This is a genomic window from Streptomyces sp. NPDC032198, assembly GCF_040636975.1.
Taxonomy (GTDB): Bacteria; Actinomycetota; Actinomycetes; order Streptomycetales; family Streptomycetaceae; genus Streptomyces.
The window spans coordinates 206279-225091 of record NZ_JBEZVL010000012.1 but is presented as its reverse complement, the minus strand read 5'-3'; the positions used below and the strand labels follow the sequence as shown (position 1 = coordinate 225091).

Here is an 18813-nt window from a genome sequence, read left to right as displayed (position 1 = left end):
TGCCATGAACGAACGCACCCCCCTGGCCCTGGCCCACGCCCGTCCGGGCCCACCGCACACCGTCACGTTCGACGGCCGCGAGATCCAGGCCCTGCCCGGCCAGACGGTGGCCGCCGCGCTCTGGTCGGCGGGCATCACCGCCTGGCGCACCACGAGGGGCGACGGTGAACCGCGGGGCATCTTCTGCGGGATCGGCGTCTGCTTCGACTGCCTGGTGGAAGTCAACGGCCGCCCGAACCAACGGGCTTGCCTGACTCCCGCCGAGCCCCACGCCGAGATCCGAACGCAGCACGGCGGCGGTCATGGCGGGGGAGAGGGCCGGTGACGGCGGGGCGCGGCACGCTTGCCGTGATCGGCGCGGGGCCCGCGGGCCTTGCGGCGGCGGTGGTCGCGGCACGGTGTGGGGTGCGGGTGACCGTGGTGGACTCCGCGGGGCAGGCGGGCGGGCAGTTCTACCGCCAGCCCGCCGGAGCGCTCGGCGCGCGTCGCCCACAGGCGTTGCATCACCGGTGGCGGACGTGGGAACGGCTGCGGGACGGACTCGCCGAACAGATCGACGCGGGGCGCATCACTTACCTGGCTGATCATCATGTCTGGTTCGTGGAACGCCACTTGGGGGGTACGGCGGCTGCGGTTGATGGTTCGGTGGCGGAACCGGGCGGGGCAGTTCCGTGCGCCGGGCGTCGCTTTACCGTGCACGCGCTCCTCGGCCCCGAGCAGGAGCACTCCGCGACGGTGCACGCCGATGCCGTGCTCCTTGCCACCGGGGGATACGAAAAGGTCCTGCCGTTCCCCGGCTGGACCCTGCCCGGCGTGCTGACCGCCGGTGGTGCGCAGGCCATGCTCAAGGGAGGCCTCGTCCTGCCGGGGCGCACCGCGGTCGTGGCCGGGACGGGCCCGCTGCTCATGCCCGTCACCGCAGGGCTCGCGGCGGCCGGGGCCGACGTGGCCGCCCTGGTCGAGTCCGCCCACCCCAAGGCCTTCGCGCGGCACGCGGCCACCCTCGCCGCCCATCCGGACAAACTCGCCGAGGGTGCCGGGTACGCCTCTCAACTGCTGCGCCACCGCGTCCCGTTGGTGTCACGTCACACCGTCGTCGAAGCACACGGCAAGGACGCGCTGGACGCGGTGACCATCGCCGCGCTCGACGCGGCGGGCCGGGTCAGGCCCGGCACCGAACGGCGCATCCCCTGCGACACCCTCGCCGTCGGCCACGGCATGCTCCCGCACACCGATCTCGCCGAGGGTCTCGGCTGCCGTGTCGACGGCCCGAACGTCGCCGTCGACGCCGAGCAGCGCACCGACGTCCCCGGCGTCTGGGCCGCCGGCGAGACCACCGGCATCGGCGGCGCCGCCCTCTCGCTCGCCGAGGGACACATCGCGGGACGCTCGGCCGCCGCCCGGCTGCGGGGGAGCACGCCCGACCCGACCACATGGGCCGCCGCGGCCGCAGCACGTACGAAAGCGCAGGAGTTCGCCGAGGTGCTCGGCGCCGTGTACGTGCCGTCCGCGCACTGGACCGAGCAGCTCCGCGACGACACCCTCGTCTGCCGCTGCGAGGAAGTCCCGGCGTCGGCGGTCCGCGAGGCCGTCGACGAACTCGGGGCCACCGACGTGCGGACCGTGAAACTCCTGACCCGGGCCGGCATGGGCTGGTGCCAGGGCCGCATGTGCTCGGCGGCCGTCGCCGGACTCGCGGGCTGCGCCGAGGGGTCCGCGCGTCGGCCGTTCGCCCGGCCGGTACCGCTCGGGGTGCTCGCACGGACCGCCGACGACGAACCGGACCCCTCCTAGCCACCGCACCTCCCCGCACCGCAACGCACCGCACCGAAGGGACCACGCCCATGACCACACCCCCGAACCATCCCCGCCCCTGGCACGGCGTCCTCGTCGCCACCGCACTCCCGCTGAACGACGACCTCTCCGTCGACCACGGCACATTCGCCGAGCACTGCGCCTGGCTCGTCGAGAACGGCTGCGACGGCGTCGCGCCCAACGGATCCCTCGGCGAGTACCAGGTGCTCACCCCCGAGGAGCGCGCCAAGGTCGTGGAGAGCGCCGTCGCGGCGGTCGGCGGGCAGCGCGTGATGCCCGGCGTCGCCGCCTACGGCTCCGCCGAGGCCCGCCGCTGGGCCGAGCAGGCCAAGGACGCGGGCTGCGCCTCCGTGATGCTGCTCCCGCCCAACGCCTACCGCGCCGACGAGCGCTCCGTCCTCGCCCACTACGAGGAGGTCGCCAAGGCGGGCCTCCCCGTCGTCGCGTACAACAACCCCATCGACACCAAGGTCGACCTCGTGCCCGAGCTCCTCGCGAAGCTGCACGCCGAGGGGTACATACACGCCGTCAAGGAGTTCTCCGGCGACGTACGCCGCGCCTACCGCATCGCCGAACTCGCCCCCGAACTCGACCTGTTGATCGGCGCCGACGACGTCCTGCTCGAACTCGCCCTCGCGGGCGCCAAGGGCTGGGTCGCGGGCTACCCGAACATGCTGCCCGCCGCGTCCGTCGAGCTGTACCGCGCCGCCGTGGCCGGCGACCTGGGCACGGCGGGCAAGCTCTACCGGCAGCTGCACCCGCTGCTCCGCTGGGACTCCCGGCCCGAGTTCGTCCAGGCCATCAAGCTGTCCATGGACATCGCGGGACGTCACGGAGGCCCGTGCCGCCCCCCGCGGGTTCCGCTGCTGCCCGAGCAGGAGCAGGCCGTGCGCACCGCCACCGAGCGGGCCATCGCCGCCGGACTCACCTGACAGCCGTACCCGGCGACGACCTGACAGCCGTACCCAGCGAAAGGCACCGCACATGCGCAGCAAACTCGTCCTGCACGCGGTCGACTCGCACACCGAAGGCATGCCGACGCGAGTGATCACCGGCGGCATCGGCACCGTCCCCGGCACCACGATGAACGAGCGCAGGCTGCACTTCCGGGAGCACCGCGACGACATCAAGCAGCTCCTGATGAACGAGCCGCGCGGCCACGCGGCGATGAGCGGCGCGATCCTCCAGCCGCCCACCCGGCCCGACTGCGACTACGGCGTGATCTACATCGAGGTCTCGGGCTATCTGCCGATGTGCGGGCACGGCACCATCGGCGTCGCCACCGTCCTCGTCGAGACCGGCATGGTCGAGGTCGTCGAGCCGGTCACCACGATCCGTCTCGACACCCCGGCGGGCCTCGTCGTCGCCGAGGTGGCCGTCGAGAACGGCGCGGCGAAGGCCGTCACCCTCAAGAACGTGCCGTCCTTCGCCGTCGGCCTCGACCGCAAGATCACCCTGCCCGATGGCCGTACGGTCACCTACGACCTGGCCTACGGCGGCAACTTCTACGCCATCCTGCCCCTGGACCAGTTCGGCCTGCCCTTCGAGCGGGGACGCAAGGACGACATCCTCGCGGCGGGGCTCTCCCTCATGGAGGCCATCAACACCGCCGACGAACCGGTGCACCCCGAGGACCCGTCCATCCGCGGCTGCCACCACGTCCACCTCCACGCACCCGGCGCCACCGCCCGGTACTCCCGGCACGCGATGGCCATCCACCCCGGCTGGTTCGACCGCTCGCCGTGCGGCACCGGGACGAGCGCGCGCATGGCCCAGCTGCACGCGCGCGGGGAGCTGCCCCTGGACACCGAGTTCGTCAACGAGTCCTTCATCGGCACGCGCTTCAGCGGGCGGCTGCTGGGGACCACGGACGTCGCGGGCATCCCGGCGGTCCTGCCCAGCTTCACCGGGCGTGCCTGGGTGACCGGCACCGCCCAGTACCTCCTCGACCCGGACGACCCCTTCCCGGCGGGGTTCGTTCTCTAGTGGCCTGGGATACTCGTGGCACGTGACATTGCACCAAGGAGGAGCGACCCCATGGCCGCCCGTCGCAACCCCGCCCCGTCCGCCGCCCCCGCGGCCCTGCCGAGCCTGGGCGGTACGCGCAGCAGCTACCGCGAGCGGGTGGCGGACGCGCTGCGGGCCGCGCTCATCGCCGGTGAACTCCGCGCGGGTGAGATCTACTCCGCGCCCACCCTCGCCGTGCGCTTCGGCGTCTCGGCCACCCCGGTCCGCGAGGCCATGCTCGACCTCGCCAAGGAGGGGCTGGTCGACACGGTGCCGAACAAGGGCTTCCGGGTCACCGCGGTCTCCGAGAAGCAGCTCGACGAGTACAAGCACATCCGCGCGCTGATCGAGATCCCGACCACGGCGGAGCTCGCCACGTCGGCGGACCCCGCCGCCCTGGAGGCGCTGCGCCCGGCCGCGCGGGCGATCGTCACGGCGGCGGCGGACGGTGACCTCATCGCGTATGTCGAGGCCGACATCCGCTTTCACCTCGGGCTGCTCGCGCTCTCGGGCAACGACCACCTGGTCGAGGTGGTCGGCGACCTGCGCAAGCGCTCACGCCTGTACGGCCTCCAGGCGCTCGTCGACGCGGGGCGCCTGGAGGCGTCGGCCGAGGAGCACCTGGAGATCCTGGACGCGCTGCTCGCCCGCGACGAGGACGCCGTACGCGCGGTGATGACCCGTCACCTCGGTCACGTACGCGGCCTGTGGGCGGCCGAGGCCGAATAGGCCGGCGAGCAGCTCGGTGAGCGGGTCAGCCGTTGTTGCCCGGGATCAGGAACAGGTGGATCGACTGGTCCTTCGCGCGGAAACGCTCGCTCCCCGCGCCCTTCTTCGCCCGGTCGGACACGATCACCACGTGGTCGGAGGAGACCCAGGAGACGCCCTCCGGATTGCCGTAGACCTTACGGCCCTTGCCGTCGGTGGGCAGGCGGTGGACCGTGCCCTCGTCGACCTCCCACTTCTTGGTGGAGATGCGGCCCACCCACAGCGCCGACGACGCCTGCGACAGGACGGCGATCCGCCCGTCGCGCACGGACACGCTGCTGAAGTCCTCGAAGGGCAGCGATTCGGGCAGCCGGATGGTGGCCGTGTGGATCCAGCGCTTGCCGCCCTGCCGGAAGACCTGGATGCGGCCGCCGCCCGGCGTCCTGCCCTTCTTGCCGCCCGCGCACCGGTTGCCCTCGCACAGCGCGAGGAGGTGGTTCGCGCCCGAGCGCTCGATCCACTCCAGGCCTTCCATGCCGTTGTTGACGTCCGGCAGATCGAAGTCGAGCAGGGTCGAGCCGACCGGGCGCAGCTTCGCGTCGTACTCGTGGACGCGGGCGCGGAAGCCCTTGGGCTTGATCGGTTCGGCCTCGCTCAGCGCGAAGTAGTGGTCGCGGCGCTCGTCGTGGGCGAGGTCCTCGAACCCCTCGTTCGCCTTGGACTTGCCGTTCTTCTTTCCTTTGGTGTTCTTGAGGACGCCGTTCTCCGGCGCCTTGGGCGACAGCTCGCTGCTGACCCGGATGAGGGAGGGCAGGTTGTCGCAGACGATCAGGAAGGAGCCGTCGTGGTAGACGACACCGCTCGCCTCCAGGCGGGTGCCCGCGCCGTCACCGATCAGGTCCCGGATCTTGGCTTCCTTGACGAGACGGAGCTCGTGCGCGGCATCGGCCTTGGCGGACTTCTTCGTTGCGGTCATGAGGGCAGTACCTCCATCGCGCCGGGGAACGACGCCCCGCTGGCACCGTTCGGGTAGGTCTTGCGCAACTCGGCAAGCTGCTGTCGTGCGTGGTCGTAGCGCATGCGCGTGTAGTGGAAGATCCCGTACGTGAACTGCGAGCCCCGGCTCAGCTCCCACTGCCGGTATCCGGCGCGGTACACCTCGTCGTTCGTGAACTGCCGCCCGGTGAAGGCCTGTCCGTGCGGACTCGTGGACTCGCCGTACGCGGCGGACGCGACGAGCTGCCACAGGCCGTCGGTCCGCCCGGAGCCCTCCGCGCCGAGCAGCTCGGCCACCCGCTCGGGGCCGAACTCCGTGTCCAGGAGGTACTCGAGGTGGTCGAGGTAGTACTGGCAGAAGTCGTGGTGCCGCAGCAGGTTGGTGAACAGCGGCAGTGGGGACACCTCGTGCGGCGCGTGCGTGATCCGGCAGTAGTTGCGGCTCATCGCGGGCCAGTCGAGCAGATCCGTGTGCTGCCACGGCGTAGAGAAGAAGTCGATGCCCGAGCTGTTGTCGTAGTCCCACGGGACGAGCGTGAAGTACGGACGTGCCATGAAGCCCGTCGGGTCGCCGAGCCGGCCCGAGTTGTAGAGGTAGTAGTTCGACGGCGTCGCGAAGTAGTTGTCCCAGCTGCCCAGGAGGACGTTGGCGCCCGCCCAGCGCAGGAAGGCGGCCACGTTCAGCACCCGCTCGACCGCGTCGCGGAAGGCGTCGGACGTGAACCGGTCGCCGCGGCCCGCCAGTTCGACGCCGTTGATGGCCCGGACGAGCGTGGCGAGGTCGTCATAGGTGTTCGCGGACGGATCGTCCTCGTTCGTCTTGAGGCGGTACGTGCGGTCGTCCTCCAGGCTGCCCGCGGTGAAGTAGTGCCGTCCGCCGTCGCTGCCGTCCGTGCCGGAGCGGTGCTCCAGGGTCGCGCAGCCGACGTCGCCGCAGTACGCCTTGTAGAGGTTGCCCTCGGCGTTCTTGCCGAAGTGGTCCTTCAGGAACTTCTTGTCGACCTGCTCGATGACCGAGTAGAGGCCCATGTAGCGGTCGTTGATCGAGAACGTCGCGTACGTGTGCTGCGCCGCCGGGATGCCCGCGCGTTCCAGGAGCCGCCAGGCGACGGCCTCGCGCATCTGCGACGGGTCGTTGTACATCGCCTTGAGGTTGATCCGCTCCATGCCGTAGAGCCGGTCCTCGCTCTCGCCGACCTCGAAGTTGATCTTCCAGGAGCGCTTGGGGGCACGCGCGGTCATGTTGCCGCTGTTGACCATCGAGAACGACGGTGTCGCGAGCAGCGTGTCGTCCGGGGTGTCGCTCCTCGCCAGGGTCAGCCGGGCGCCCTGTGGCGCCTCCATCACCTCGTCGGCCGTCAGGACGCCGGGCGGCCAGCCCGTGACCTTGACCTGATACATGTCCTGAGCGAAGAACTCCGTTTTATTCTGCGCCGAGTTGAGGAGCTCGTCGACGATCCGCCCGATCTGGGTGAGCTGCCCGTCCGCGTCGAGGAGCACGAGGCTGCCGTCGGCCGAAGCGCCCGGCAGATCCCCCTGCTCGGCGAGCAACAGGTCGTACAACGTGCTGAACTCGGCCTTCGTCCGCAGCGCGGCATCCGTCGGGCCCGACGCGGCGTTGGCCCGCTCGGCGAGCCGCCGTCCCGTGCCCGGCGGCAGCGCGGAGACCGCGATGACCTGGTTCTTGAACGCGTCCCGGAACGTGCCCTTGCCGATGGTCCTGTCCACGACGGCCTCCCTGGGGTCCCTGGCGTGAACTTTCCTCTCTACGCCCGGTGCCACATGACCGCCAGGCCGATATCCGGCCTGGCGGTCACGCGTCCACGGGCCTCTCCGTCAGATCCCTCAGACCCCGAGGATCCGGATCGACGGGTGGATGGCCGTGTTCAGGTACAGCTTCTCCTTCTTGCGGTCCTGCTCCAGCTCCATCACGAGCCGGTACCGGTGCACGCCCGGTTTGGCGTTGCTCAGGACCGTGCCCGCCCAGTAGTAGTAGACCGGCGTGAACTTGTCCCGCATGCGGTCCGGCATCCCGTAGATCTTCAGCTCGGTGAAGATCTTCCGCTCGGCCACGTCCTCCTCGTCACCCAGCTCGGTGTCGAGGAACGTGATGTTGTTGATCTTCGGCATGGGAGGCCAGGTGCCGTCCGGGCGCTTCTCCATGTCGAGCGGGCGCACGATCCAGTTCAGGACCTGGCCCTGCTTGCAGACCGTCTCCAGGGACGACGTCCCCTGCCCCTTGCCGCCGATGCTGTTGTCCATCATGTACATCGAGTCGCTCAGGGAGCCCGTCTCCACGGCCCGCTCCATGTTGATGAGCGTCACGATGTTCAGCTGGACCGAGTTCAGCTGGCCGGGGTTCTGCTTCTGGTGCGCGGCGCTGGCCGACTTCTCCTGCACGCTGCTGGTCAACTCTCCTCCTTCGCGTACGCCGTCATGTCCGGCCCTAACCGATGAGGGACGACGACAGGGTGGTGGCGATCGGTTCGTCCCTCGTGCCCAGCTTGAAGTTGATCTGGTACGTGACGTTCGCGACGTCCCGCTTCACGGTCCCGGTCCAGTAGGCGACGTCGGTGCCCGGATAGACCTTCCGCTCCGGCACGCAGATGGAGCTGTCGATCACGATGCTGTCGATGGCCACGAAGGCCTCGCACTCCAACGCGAGCGCGTTCCACAGGAGTTGGTCGCCCTTGCGGGCGCGCGTCTGCAGTTCCTCGGTGCCGAAGCCGGTGGAACCCGCAGACTTGTTCGTGTCGTACATGTACAGGTGGCCCTGCATGTTGCCGGCTGCCAGGGCGCCCACACAGTCCACTACGGCGGTGATCGAGATGGGCCGCTTCGCGGCACCGGTCTCACGCCGCCTGGGCGTGGTGGTCGTCATCTGCTCCTCCTTCTGGCTGAAGTCCGTGCGGGATCAGCGGGTGCCGGACTGGATGCCCGCGTCCGGAGGGATGGGCAGCATGCCCATGCCCGCCTTGGTGAAGGCGTTCCGCCGGGGCTCCGAGGTGATCTTGAGGGTCGAGGGACAGGCCAGGTCGACCGCCTCCCAGCGCAGTTCGCCGTTGAGCCCCACCAGCTTGTGCAGCTGGATCCGCATCACGTACGAGTAGGTCCCGGGCCGCGAGGTGTCGACGCTCGCCGACCAGTACCAGCCGTCGGTGACCAGGTCCGGGGAGCCGTACTCCGCCGGATACATGATCTTCGAGTCCACGGCCTCGCCGTAGATGTCGGTGATCACCGGGGCGGGGTAGGTGTACGCGGCCGTGTTGTCCTCGGTGACGACCTTGCCGGTGACGTCCAGGATCTTCTGCCCGGACAGCCGTCCGCGCGTGCGTCGCGTGGTCTTGACGCGGGCACCGACGGTCTTGCGGACCTGGCTGAGCTGCTCGGTCTGGTCCGTGCCGGCGACCGAGGACTTGCTCGCGAGATCCTGCAGGTCGGCCAGGGCCTGCTCGTCGGTCTGCCGGGCGCGGTCGAACTCGTAGCCGCGGGGCACGGTCGGCGGGATGGAACCGAGGCTGTACGGAAGCCAGTTGAGCACCTGCTCACTGGCCTGCGATCCGTCCCTCCAGTAGGAACCGTTGATCGCGGTCACGAGCTCGCCGGTTCCCTGGTTCGTCGAGCCCTGCAGCTTCATGTTGTCGAACAGGTAGGTGTTGCCTTCGAGTGACTCGGACTCCAGCGCACTGCCGACGTCCACGAGCACGATGATCGCCAATTGTTGGGGCATGATTCCGCCTTTGTCGCCGTTACTGGATTCCCGTCCCTTGCCGTCGCGCTCCGGCCGGCCCTGGTGCTACTGGCACATCAACGCGGGGGTGTCGATGTGCATGACGCTGTTCTCGCCCTCGTACATCTGGAGTTCCAGGCGGTAGCGGTAGGCCACCCCGGGCGTGAGCCAGTTGGGCACGATGCCCGTCCAGACGTCGAGGTCGAGCTTGTCGTCCTCGGAGTGGTGGCCGTTCTGGACGCCCTGCGCCTGGCCGTGCGGCTGGCCTTGCGAGTGGCTCTGCCCCTGGCCGTACGGCTGGTTGTACTGCTGGCCCTGCGGCTGCTGGTCCTGCCTCTGCCCCTGGGCCCGGCCCGAGCTGTGGCTCCCGTTCTCGGGCATGAACGAGATGTTCTTGATCTCGACCGGGGTCTGCAGGTCCACGGCGAGGGCCGACCACGAGACGACCTGTCCCGGCCTGACCACGGTGCACAGGTCCGGCGTCCCCTGGTGGGCGCTGTTCTCCCCGCCGTCGTCCATCATGCAGAGGTTGCCGTTGAGCAGCGTGCTGCCCGAGAGCGCTCCGATGACGTCGACGACCGCGATGATGTTCACTTGCGGCTTCATCCTCACTCCTCCTGTAGGCGCTAGCCCCGGTCCCGCACCAGCGGGACCTTGCCCACGGCCGTCCGCTCGATCTCGGCCGAGAGGCGGGGCACGAACTTGAGCTGGAAGGTGTAACCGGTCCTCTCGATCGACGCGGGGTTCGCTTCTCCGTGGTTGAAGAGCGACAGGGAACGCGGCAGGGCGTTCACGAACACCTGCTGCAGCCCGTAGGGACCAAGGGCCGTGTCCGCCCGGTAGGTCAGGCCGAGCACGTCGTCGACCGAGGCGAAGAGCGTGATGACCTTGCCCTCGCGGTAGTTCACGAACTGGACCTCGTGCGCCACCTCGTCCAGGTCCACCGCCTCGGCGGCCTTCAGCTCGTCCCGCACCGCGTCGTAGGCGCGAGCCGCCGAGTACTGGCTGTCATTGATGTGGAGCACGTCGCCGGTGCGGCCCGCGAACTCGAACTGCTGGGTCTTCGGGCCGGGGCCCTCGGTCCTCGGCCGCCGGATCATCCGGTCGCCGAGCTTGAGCCGCAGGAGCGGTGCCTCGTGGGCGTGCAGGCGGGTGACGACGAGCTCGCCCTCCTCGCCCTCGGGGACCCAGCGCCCGTTCTCGTCGACGATCTCGATGAAGTGCAGTCCTGGCACCGCCGAGAGGTGGGGGGAGTCGGGGTCCAGCTGCAGGCCGATGGTCTCGGCCTGGGTGGCGGCGAAGTAACTGAGGATCGACAGGTTCGGGTACAGCGCCTTGAGCTCCACCCGCTTGCGCTGCGAGAGCACCCCGCTGCCGTACAGGGCGACACGGAAGCTCTCCCTGGACTCCTGGCGCATGCCCACGCCGAGCTCGCTCAGGATCCCGATGCCCGCCGAGATCCCCATCAGGGCCTTGGGGCCCCGGTAGGAGAACATGTGCTCCAGGACCGGGGCGGTGACGGGGCCCGCGCCGACGTAGTTGACGCCGGGCACGTGCTGCAGCACGCCGCCCACCATCGTGCCGCTGCTCCACATCTGGTAGTCGGCCAGCGTGGTGAACAGCCACTTGGGGTCGGTGCCCGCGAGGTACCTGGCGAGCTGATAGGCGCCCATGAAGCGGCCCGCGATCTCGTACGTGTCCTTCAACTCTCTTAGGGAGTACACGACTTCGAGCGGTCGTCCGCCGCTGGTGCCGCCGCTCGCCACGATCTCGAACTCGCCGCGGGTGAGGGGCACCACCATGCCGGGCCGCGACTCCATGAAGAAGTCGCGCTGGATGTCCTTGTCCGACAGCGGGATCTGCTGCCACGCCTCGTACGTCTCGGGGGCGCGCACGGTCCCCGCGTTGCGCAGCCGGTCGCGCCACAGGGGATTGAGCATCGCCGTGTTCACCATTTGCTGCAGGCGACGCAGTACGACGGCTTCCTGAACCTCGTGCGACACCTCGCTGTACGGCGTCTGACAGACCCGTTCGCATTCACGTAACTTGCTCGCGAACGAGGGGAGTGCGGTTACGGCGTCAACTGATTCCGGGTGTAACTCCCAGTCGGGGATGAGCCAGTTGGCCAGTTCATGGGTGCCACCGGGCACCGGTGCGATCGGCGGAACGTGTGTGGCCTGTGGAACTTGCGAGGTACTCAACATCCGTCCCCTCTAAGCTGTTTCTGTTCCCGCTTCGCTGCTGAGCAGGTCCTGGCCGGTCCTTCTGATTTCGGAGATCAGCATCCGGAAGTGTTCGCCGGTGATCTGGTGGTTCATCATGACCACGCGCAGTGCGGCCACCCCGTTGACGTTCACCTTGGAGATGAAGAAGTTTCCCCGGAGCTTCACGCTGTTGCGGATGGCGATCTGGAGGCGGTGGACGTCCGCTTTCCTGATCCCGGCCGGGTGATATCGGAAGCACAGGATGTTCGCTTCCGGACGGTGCAGTGTCTCGAAGTCGGGGTCGGCCCTGACGATTCCGTGGGCCTCCTCCGTCAACCGGCAGAGATACTCGATCTTCTCCGCGAACAAGGCCCTTCCGAACATGGCCCAGAGCGACCACAGGGTCATGATCATCGGCCGTTTCGTGCATTCGAAGTTCTTGCCACCGCTGTCGTACGCGGTGTATATGTCCGGCTCCTCGTCGAACACATAACTGGCCTTCTGCCGGAAGGCGGTGCGGCTCGCCTCCTTGTCCCGGTAGAAGAGCATCGTGCAGGGTGCGGGCACGAACATCAATTTGTGCGCGTCCCAGGTCAGGGAATCCGCCTTGTCGATGCCGCGCAACTTCTCGCGGAGCGTGTCCGACACCAGGAGGCTCGCTCCGTGGGCACCGTCGACGTGCAGCCAAAGATCCCTCTCCCGGGCCAGGGCGGCGAGTTCGTCGAGCGGGTCGAAGGCGCCCACCGACGTGCTGCCGGCCGACGCGACGAGGCAGAACACCTTCAGGTTCTGCCGCTCGGCGGCCTCCAGGGCGGGCCGTGCGTCCGCCACGGAGATCTGCCCCCGGCTGTTCAGCGGCAGCCGTACGAGCTGTGCCTCGCCGATGCCCATCACACCGGCCGCCCGCGCGACGCTGTAGTGCACGTCCGCGCCCACCGCGATGGCGGGCCGCGGCTGGCCGCGCAGGCAGGATCCGCCCTCCGACCAGTAGCCGGGCAGCTTCTGGTTGCGCGCGGCCAGGAGCGCGGTGAGGTTGGCCAGGGACCCTCCTGAGGTGGTCACCATGGTGAACCGCGCCGGATCCCAGCCGATGAAGCGGTTCAGTTCATCGGCCATGATCCGTTCCACCGCGTTGGGCAACTGCGCCGCCTCGTAGAACGAGGCCGGCTGGTTGACCACCGAGCTGACGAAGTCGATGACGCCGGCGAGCGGTACGACGCCCGAGAACTGGCGGCCCATGTAGCCAGGTGAGTGCACCTGGATGCCGGTCCTGATGTACAGGTCGATGATCCCTGCCAGCTTCTCCTCGTCGAACGCCGCCACCTGCTCGCGCTCCGTCGTCATCAGGGCTTTCGCCGCATTCGACAACGTCGCGGGATCGGTCAGTTCGAGCCCCCTGATGGAAAGATCGGAAAGGTGCTTCTCCAGCTTCGCGAGAGCGGTTTCGGAAGTCGCCCGGAACAGCTGGGCATCGAACGCCTCGAGAAGTAGTCCGCTCCCTTCGGAAGCGGGTTGGTGCGGCCGAGATTCCGTCACGGGGGTCTCCTTCGGAAAGTCCCTGTGTTGCCCGACATGTAGGTGTGGGGCGGACGCGACCTGCGCAGATTTCTGTTTTTTGAGCATGCCGACGGGCAGCAGGAATTCGAATGGAGATTCGATACTTGATGAGGCGGTACGGCTGGTCGAGCCGGCCGGCTTCATCTGCTCCGGCGGCGCCCGGTCAGTGGGCAGCCACACGGATCCCCCTGGAAAGAACAGCCTTTGGTGTTACAGGCGGCACGGACCCCCCGGTTCTCGCGCCACACCCACACGACCGGCGTCTCCCCCCTGGTGCCCCTCGTGTTTCCCCCCACATGGAGCACCGTAGAGCCAAATGTTGCCAAGAGGTGACCCTTTCAATGGTCTGTCCAAAAAATAGTGCGCACGACCTGATGGATCGTCAATGTCGCTTGGCCACACCCGTATTCACGCGTACCTCAGTTGTCGGACGGCGCCCTCGGCTTTCGGACAGGGCTCCGGTGTTCCGGTCCGGGCCGCGCAAGGGGTGAAAGGGAGTTTCGCCGACGAGATCTCGTCACCGGCGAAAGCTTCTTGCCGTTGTCATGTGACTGACCAGTCCGGCGCGTTCCTGACGGGAGGAGGGTCTTATTCCTGGCGGGTGAAATTCCGGCCATGGCAGCCCCGGCCACCCCATGCCAATTGATCTCCTTGATCGCCATTTACTTGAGCGGGAAAAGAAAAGGGTGGCAGCCCCGAGGGGCCGCCACCCTGACCTGCTGTCGCGTCAGTCGTCGACGGCGTCGAGCACGTCGCCCAGATCCACGAACTTGAAGTCGGTGGAGGGGCGTTCGGGGTCGCCGGGCGCGTCGTGACCGTCCTGCACCACGAGCAGCCCGTGCGGATACTTCTCGCCCAGCGGCTTGTTGAGGACCGCGGCACCGTCGCACTCCTCGGAGCCGTCGAGCGTGGCGGAGGCGGCCGTGACGCGGAAGCCGCCCTCGTACTCGTTGCGGTCGGAGAGCTCGCGGTCGTAGGCGGCGAAGGTGTTGTCGCCCTGGCTGGAGGCCAGCAGATAGCCGTCGCCGTTGCCCTCCTCCAGGAGCGTCAGGCCCTCGACGTCGGCCTTGAGGCGCTTGCCGCCGTAGCCGGGGTCGGTGCCCGCGGTGCACTCCTCGGTCGAGGGGTCGTACGTCCCGGGTATTCCGTACTCACGTACCTTGTCGACCAGTTGGGGCTTGCCCGTCAGGTCGGCGCGCAGCCGCCAGATGCCGACGTCCTCCTGGCCCGCGTAGAGCGTGCCGTTGGCCGGATCCACGACCATGCCCTCCACCTGCGGCCGCTCGCCCGGTTCGCCGCACGGCGACCACGAACTGCCGTCCGGCAGGCGGAAGTCGGCGGGCAGATCGAGCGTGCGGACCTTGTGGTAGCCGACCGTGCCGTCGCTCTTCGGGGTCAGTTCGATGAGCGCGATGCGGGTCCGCTCCCGCTGACTGACCAGTGCGTACGACCGGCCCGTCGACGGGTCCGTCCACGTCGCGAGGCCGTAGGCGGTGCGCTGCTCGTTGATCTCCTCCTGCGAGGACGAGAAGACGGGCGGCGCCGACGGGTCGGTCACATCGGTGAGCGGGCCGCCGGAGCGGTCACGGTCGATGCGGTAGACGCGCAGCCGGTCGTTGCCGCGGTCGCTGGTGACCGCGAGGTCGGCGCGGCCGGACGGCAGGCGCAGGCCGTGCACCAGATCGACGTTGTTGAAGCGGCCGGGCGCGTCGTCCGGTCCGGGCGCCGCGGGTGCCGGAACGGACTGCACCTCGCGCGCCGACAGGTCGTACACGCGCAGCCCGCCCTGCTTGGCGGTGGCGACGACCAGACTGCGGCCCGGGTCGGCGGAGTTGCGCCAGATCGCCGGGTCGTCCGCGTCGGCGTTGCCGCCCGCGTCGTCGTCGTGCACGGCGGGGGTCTCGGAGCGCGGCGCGACGGAGGGCAGCGGCGAGGCCGCGACGGCGCCGGAGCCCAGGGGCGCGGTCGTGGCGACCGCCGCGAGGGCCGCGACGAGGGCGATGCGGGTGAGCGCGGGGCGGGGGAGACCGGAACGGGGTCTGCGGGGCTTGGCCATGAAGGGATCCCTTTCTGTCATGGGTACTGCATGACGAATCCACTCTGTGATCTTGCCGTGAAGACTTTCCGTCAAGTGGTGCGACGGGGGGCGGTCCGTGCGGTGAACGGAAGATGACCGTGCCGATGTGGTGAGTTTGGCCGAACGGGCGCGTGGTACCCGTGCGTCTGGCGGGCCCAGTGCCGTAAATCACCGTCAATGGGGTGGAATCCACGCAAATGGTTTGCTTCCGTCGCACTCAAGGGAGACGGTCGACATACGACCACTGACACGCTTCGGAAGGGAGGTGGGGGTTCGCATCGCGTGCCCAACGCCATGAGCGCACCGAGACAGTTGGATCAGTCGGAAACGAAGACGCGCCTCGCGCCACCGGCTCTGGCCGACGCCTGGGTCACCGCGCCGCACCCCGTGGTCGTCGCCGACCGCGCGGGCCGGGTGGCGGCCGCGAACGAGGCCGGAAGGCTTCTTCTGCCGGCTGCGCTGGGCGGCACCGCCCTGCGCGAGGCCGTACCGGAGTGGCTGGCCGACGCGCACGCCCGGCTTGCCGCTGCGGACACCCCACCTGTCGGCGCGGACAGCCCACCTACCGGCGCGGACATCCCACCTGCCGAGGCGCAGGCGCAAGCGCGGCGGGAGCCGGACGTCGTGCGCGGCGAGATCGGTGAGTCGAGCTTCGAGGCCCGCCCGGCCCGCCTCGACGACGGTCACTGGGCATGGTGGCTGGCCGAGGACACCTACCGGTGCAGGGCGGAGGACGACCTCCGCGCCGAACGAAGACGTACGGCTCTGCTCGCCGACGCCTCCCAGCAGTTGCTGGCCTCCCTCAACGTCGAGCGGTGCATGGAGGTGACGGCCGCCATGGCGGCGGGGCACCTCTGCGACGCGGCCATAGTGATCGCGCCGGGCCGCGGGAACGTGTACCCCGTGACCCACACCGGACCGGCGGGGGAAGCCACCCACGCCACCCTGGAGGTGGACCTGACGGAGGTGCCCGGCCTGGGCGAGGCGATGCAGGGTTTCCCGCCGGTGCCCTCGCGGTGGATCGACCCCGCCACGCTGCCGGACTGGGCCGTGCCCGCGCACTTCACCGGCCCGGTGTGCTCGGTGGTGATCACCCCGCTGCCCGGCCATGGCGTGCCCGCGGGTGCCCTGATACTGCTGAGGTCCACCGAGCGCAGTGCGTTCAGCGAGGCCGAGGAGGTCTTCGCCCGGATCTTCGCCGCCCGCGCCGGCGCGGCGGTCTCGGCGGCGCAGCTCTACGCCGAACAGAGCGCCATCTCCCGCACGCTCATGCGTGACCTGCTGCCGCCCGAGCTGCGGCCGGTGCACGGCGTGGAGTTCGCGGGAGGTTATGTCGCAGCGGGCGCGGGGGAGCACGTCGGCGGCGACTTCTACGACGTACACGCGGGCCGGACCCCGGAGGACGAGACGCTCGCCGTCCTCGGGGACGTCTGCGGCAAGGGCCTGGAGGCGGCGGCGCTCACCGGCAAGATTCGCAATACGGTGCAGGCGCTGCGGCCGATGGGCCACGACCACCAGCAGTTGCTGACCCTGCTCAACGAGTCGCTGCTGCAGGCCGGGCACACCCGGTTCGCCACGCTGGCCCTGGCCTCCGTGACCCGCCGCGGCAGCACAGTGGACCTGCGGCTCACCAGTGCGGGGCACCCGCCGCCGCTGATCGCCCGCGCGGACGGCACCGTCGACGAGGCCGAGACGAGGGGCACCCTGATCGGCGCCCTGCCGCAGGTCACGTCCAGTACGGCGCATGTCCGGCTGAAGCCGGGCGAGGTGTGCCTCATGTTCAGCGACGGCATCGTCGAGGCCAAGGGAGGGCCGCTGGGAACGGAGATGTTCGGCGAGGAGCGGCTTTCGTGGGCGCTCTCCGAGTGCTTCGGCATGGTGGCCGAAGCCGTCGTCGAGCGGGTGCAGATGCTGGCCACGCAGTGGGTGGGCCGCGGCCCCCACGACGACATGGCCGTGGTCGCCATAGCCGCACCGCGCCACCAGCACCTCAGCGCCGTGGACGGACACACCCGAGGCAGGTACACCGGATGACCGCTCACCTTCGCGATCTGACCGGGACCCCCGAGCCGGCCGGAGCCTCTGATCCGCTCGGATCCGCTCGCGCACAGCTGTGGCGCGACGTGCGCGACGGCGACGAGATCGGCGCCATCCGCACGGTGCGGGCCGCGGCCGAGGCGGGCAACGCCTTCGAGAGCGTCCTGTTGGACCTCATCGCCCCCGTACAGGCGCGGGTCGGCGTCGAATGGGCGGCGAACCGCATCGGCGTGGCCCAGGAACACGCGGCGACGGCCATCAACGACCGGGTCATCACCCTCACGGCGGACGTCGGCGTCCCGGACACGGCCCCGGACCCGGCCCAGCGGCGCAGGCGGATCACCGTCGCCTGTGTGGACGGCGAGTGGCACGCCCTGCCCGCGCGGCTGCTCGCCGAGGTGCTGCGGCAGCGCGGCTGGCAGGTCGACTTCCTCGGCGCCCACACCCCCACCCCGCACCTCGTACGGCATCTGCATCAGCAGGTGCCCGACGTGGTGGCACTGTCCTCGTCGATCCCCACACACCTTCCGGCCGCCCATGCCGCGCTCACCGCATGCCAGGCCGTCGGGTCGCCGGTGCTCGTCGGTGGCGCGGCCTTCGGTCCGGGCGGGCGGTACGCCAAGGTCCTCGGCGCCGACGCCTGGGCGGCCGACGCGCGGGACGCGGCCGATCTGCTGGACCAGGGCCTGGCCCGCCCGAACGTGATGCTCCACCAGGCCGTTGACGACCTGCCGCACCTCATCGACCAGGAGTACTCGATGGTCGCCCGTACCCGGGGCGAGCTGGTCAAGGAGGTGCTCGGTGAACTGGAGCAGCTCTTCCCGCCGATGGCCCGCTACACGGTGCGGCAGCGTAGGCACACCGCGGAGGACATCGCGCACATCGTGGACTACCTGGCCACGGCGCTCTATGTGGACGACGACGGGCTCTTCACCCGCTTCCTCGACTGGACCGCGGACATCCTCACCGCACGGCACGTCCCCGCCCACAGCCTTCTCCTCGCCCTGGACGTCCTGGGCCGCAGGCTGTCCGACTTCCCGCGCGCCACGCGCGTGCTGAACACGGCCCGCGAAGCCCTGGCGGCGCGGCCGGCGAGCAACAGGACCGGAGAATCCGTATGACCCGACCCGTCTCCCGTCTCAGCCTGCGCAGCGAGTTCCAGCAGGGCGTCGTGACCGTCCACGTCGGTGGAAGCCTGGAGTTCGGGGTGACGGAGAGCTTCGTCGCCACCGTCACCGAACAACTCGACCGCGCCCGCGCGGGCAGCCGCCCCGTCCAGCAACTCCAGCTGAATCTGGCCGAGTTGACGTTCGTGGACTCCATGGGCCTGGCCGCCCTGCTGATGGCCCGCCGCGTCACGGACGCCCGCGGGGTCGCCCTCGTGCTCAGCCGCCGCCCCGAATCCCTGGACCGGCTGCTGCACATCACCTGCACCTTCGACCATCTCACGGCCTCCACCGCGACCAGGGAGATGCAGGGGGAGTGACGAGGGCCGGGCCGCCGGGCATGGCATATCTCACGTCCCGGCGGGAGACCCGCTCAGGCAGGCCTTTTGCCGACTTCCGGTCCAGGGCGTCCTGTTGCCGTGGCACCCGGGTGCCCGAGTAGGGTCAGGGGCTGCGTGACGGCTGACGGCTGCATTCCGGCCTTCCGGTCCTTGTCAGGGCCATGCGTACGTGGTC

At 69.6% G+C, this 18813-nt stretch carries 17 protein-coding genes; 8 read left to right on the top strand and 9 right to left on the bottom strand.

Going from position 1 to position 18813, the window contains the following annotated elements:
- Nucleotides 1–4 precede the first annotated feature (4 nt).
- The 5 genes from AB0E78_RS30265 to AB0E78_RS30245 are packed head-to-tail and all read left to right on the top strand — an operon-like array spanning nt 5 to nt 4551.
- A complete protein-coding gene (locus AB0E78_RS30265) occupies nt 5–325 on the top strand; it encodes a (2Fe-2S)-binding protein (RefSeq protein WP_361838975.1) in 321 nt (106 codons plus the stop codon).
- Nucleotides 322–1794: an FAD-dependent oxidoreductase gene (locus tag AB0E78_RS30260; protein WP_361838973.1), complete on the top strand. Its 1473-nt coding sequence runs from the start codon at nt 322–324 to the stop codon at nt 1792–1794. Before AB0E78_RS30265 ends, AB0E78_RS30260 begins: the two co-directional genes overlap by 4 nt.
- A gap of 50 nt (nt 1795–1844) precedes the next feature.
- Nucleotides 1845–2747: a dihydrodipicolinate synthase family protein gene (locus tag AB0E78_RS30255; protein ID WP_361838970.1), complete on the top strand. Its 903-nt coding sequence runs from the start codon at nt 1845–1847 to the stop codon at nt 2745–2747.
- A 52-nt stretch (nt 2748–2799) separates the two neighbouring features.
- On the top strand, nt 2800–3801 hold the full coding sequence (locus tag AB0E78_RS30250) for a proline racemase family protein (protein ID WP_361838967.1): 1002 nt from the start codon (nt 2800–2802) through the stop codon (nt 3799–3801).
- 51 nt (nt 3802–3852) lie between these two features.
- The gene (locus tag AB0E78_RS30245; RefSeq protein WP_361838964.1) at nt 3853–4551 is read left to right on the top strand and encodes a GntR family transcriptional regulator; all 699 of its coding nucleotides are present in this window, start codon (nt 3853–3855) and stop codon (nt 4549–4551) included.
- A gap of 25 nt (nt 4552–4576) precedes the next feature.
- Here the strand turns inward: AB0E78_RS30245 and AB0E78_RS30240 are convergent, their stop codons facing one another.
- The 9 genes from AB0E78_RS30240 to AB0E78_RS30200 form a co-directional block, all read right to left on the bottom strand.
- Nucleotides 4577–5506, bottom strand: a complete 930-nt coding sequence (locus tag AB0E78_RS30240; RefSeq protein ID WP_361838962.1) for a hypothetical protein — start codon at nt 5504–5506, stop codon at nt 4577–4579.
- Entirely contained in the window at nt 5503–7254 is a 1752-nt protein-coding gene (locus tag AB0E78_RS30235; protein ID WP_361838959.1) for a CotH kinase family protein, read from the bottom strand. The genes AB0E78_RS30240 and AB0E78_RS30235 overlap by 4 nt, the downstream gene beginning before the upstream one ends.
- A gap of 117 nt (nt 7255–7371) precedes the next feature.
- Nucleotides 7372–7938: a hypothetical protein gene (locus tag AB0E78_RS30230; protein ID WP_361838956.1), complete on the bottom strand. Its 567-nt coding sequence runs from the start codon at nt 7936–7938 to the stop codon at nt 7372–7374.
- Between the two features lie 34 nt (nt 7939–7972).
- On the bottom strand, nt 7973–8407 hold the full coding sequence (locus AB0E78_RS30225) for a hypothetical protein (protein WP_361838953.1): 435 nt from the start codon (nt 8405–8407) through the stop codon (nt 7973–7975).
- Nucleotides 8408–8440: 33 nt separating this feature from the next.
- Nucleotides 8441–9256 (bottom strand): hypothetical protein, encoded by an 816-nt coding sequence (locus tag AB0E78_RS30220; protein WP_361838951.1) that lies wholly within the window; start codon nt 9254–9256, stop codon nt 8441–8443.
- A gap of 66 nt (nt 9257–9322) precedes the next feature.
- Nucleotides 9323–9862: a hypothetical protein gene (locus tag AB0E78_RS30215; RefSeq protein WP_361838948.1), complete on the bottom strand. Its 540-nt coding sequence runs from the start codon at nt 9860–9862 to the stop codon at nt 9323–9325.
- A gap of 20 nt (nt 9863–9882) precedes the next feature.
- Entirely contained in the window at nt 9883–11196 is a 1314-nt protein-coding gene (locus tag AB0E78_RS30210) for a hypothetical protein (protein WP_361838946.1), read from the bottom strand.
- 273 nt (nt 11197–11469) lie between these two features.
- Nucleotides 11470–12996, bottom strand: coding sequence for an aminotransferase class V-fold PLP-dependent enzyme (locus AB0E78_RS30205; protein WP_361838944.1), 1527 nt, complete (start codon nt 12994–12996; stop codon nt 11470–11472).
- Nucleotides 12997–13744: 748 nt separating this feature from the next.
- Nucleotides 13745–15073 (bottom strand): phytase, encoded by a 1329-nt coding sequence (locus AB0E78_RS30200; RefSeq protein WP_361839202.1) that lies wholly within the window; start codon nt 15071–15073, stop codon nt 13745–13747.
- A gap of 315 nt (nt 15074–15388) precedes the next feature.
- Between AB0E78_RS30200 and AB0E78_RS30195 the strand changes: the two genes are divergently transcribed.
- Genes AB0E78_RS30195 through AB0E78_RS30185 form a run of 3 tightly spaced genes read left to right on the top strand, consistent with a single transcriptional unit; the run spans nt 15389 to nt 18617 of the window.
- On the top strand, nt 15389–17128 hold the full coding sequence (locus AB0E78_RS30195) for a PP2C family protein-serine/threonine phosphatase (RefSeq protein WP_361838942.1): 1740 nt from the start codon (nt 15389–15391) through the stop codon (nt 17126–17128).
- Entirely contained in the window at nt 17125–18252 is a 1128-nt protein-coding gene (locus AB0E78_RS30190; RefSeq protein ID WP_361838939.1) for a cobalamin B12-binding domain-containing protein, read from the top strand. The genes AB0E78_RS30195 and AB0E78_RS30190 overlap by 4 nt, the downstream gene beginning before the upstream one ends.
- Nucleotides 18249–18617: an STAS domain-containing protein gene (locus AB0E78_RS30185; protein WP_361838936.1), complete on the top strand. Its 369-nt coding sequence runs from the start codon at nt 18249–18251 to the stop codon at nt 18615–18617. Before AB0E78_RS30190 ends, AB0E78_RS30185 begins: the two co-directional genes overlap by 4 nt.
- The last annotated feature ends 196 nt before the right edge of the window (nt 18618–18813 follow it).

Bases quoted from the DNA above. Each gene is read 5' to 3' on its own strand.
- AB0E78_RS30210 (WP_361838946.1), bottom strand. From the start codon at position 11,196: ATGCTCAATCCCCTGTGGCGCGACCGGCTGCGCAACGCGGGGACCGTG.
- AB0E78_RS30225 (WP_361838953.1), bottom strand. From the start codon at position 8,407: ATGACGACCACCACGCCCAGGCGGCGTGAGACCGGTGCCGCGAAGCGG.
- AB0E78_RS30250 (WP_361838967.1), top strand. From the start codon at position 2,800: ATGCGCAGCAAACTCGTCCTGCACGCGGTCGACTCGCACACCGAAGGC.
- AB0E78_RS30195 (WP_361838942.1), top strand. From the start codon at position 15,389: ATGAGCGCACCGAGACAGTTGGATCAGTCGGAAACGAAGACGCGCCTC.
- AB0E78_RS30265 (WP_361838975.1), top strand. From the start codon at position 5: ATGAACGAACGCACCCCCCTGGCCCTGGCCCACGCCCGTCCGGGCCCA.
- AB0E78_RS30190 (WP_361838939.1), top strand. From the start codon at position 17,125: ATGACCGCTCACCTTCGCGATCTGACCGGGACCCCCGAGCCGGCCGGA.
- AB0E78_RS30245 (WP_361838964.1), top strand. From the start codon at position 3,853: ATGGCCGCCCGTCGCAACCCCGCCCCGTCCGCCGCCCCCGCGGCCCTG.
- AB0E78_RS30185 (WP_361838936.1), top strand. From the start codon at position 18,249: ATGACCCGACCCGTCTCCCGTCTCAGCCTGCGCAGCGAGTTCCAGCAG.
- AB0E78_RS30255 (WP_361838970.1), top strand. From the start codon at position 1,845: ATGACCACACCCCCGAACCATCCCCGCCCCTGGCACGGCGTCCTCGTC.
- AB0E78_RS30215 (WP_361838948.1), bottom strand. From the start codon at position 9,862: ATGAAGCCGCAAGTGAACATCATCGCGGTCGTCGACGTCATCGGAGCG.
- AB0E78_RS30240 (WP_361838962.1), bottom strand. From the start codon at position 5,506: ATGACCGCAACGAAGAAGTCCGCCAAGGCCGATGCCGCGCACGAGCTC.
- AB0E78_RS30200 (WP_361839202.1), bottom strand. From the start codon at position 15,073: ATGGCCAAGCCCCGCAGACCCCGTTCCGGTCTCCCCCGCCCCGCGCTC.
- AB0E78_RS30220 (WP_361838951.1), bottom strand. From the start codon at position 9,256: ATGCCCCAACAATTGGCGATCATCGTGCTCGTGGACGTCGGCAGTGCG.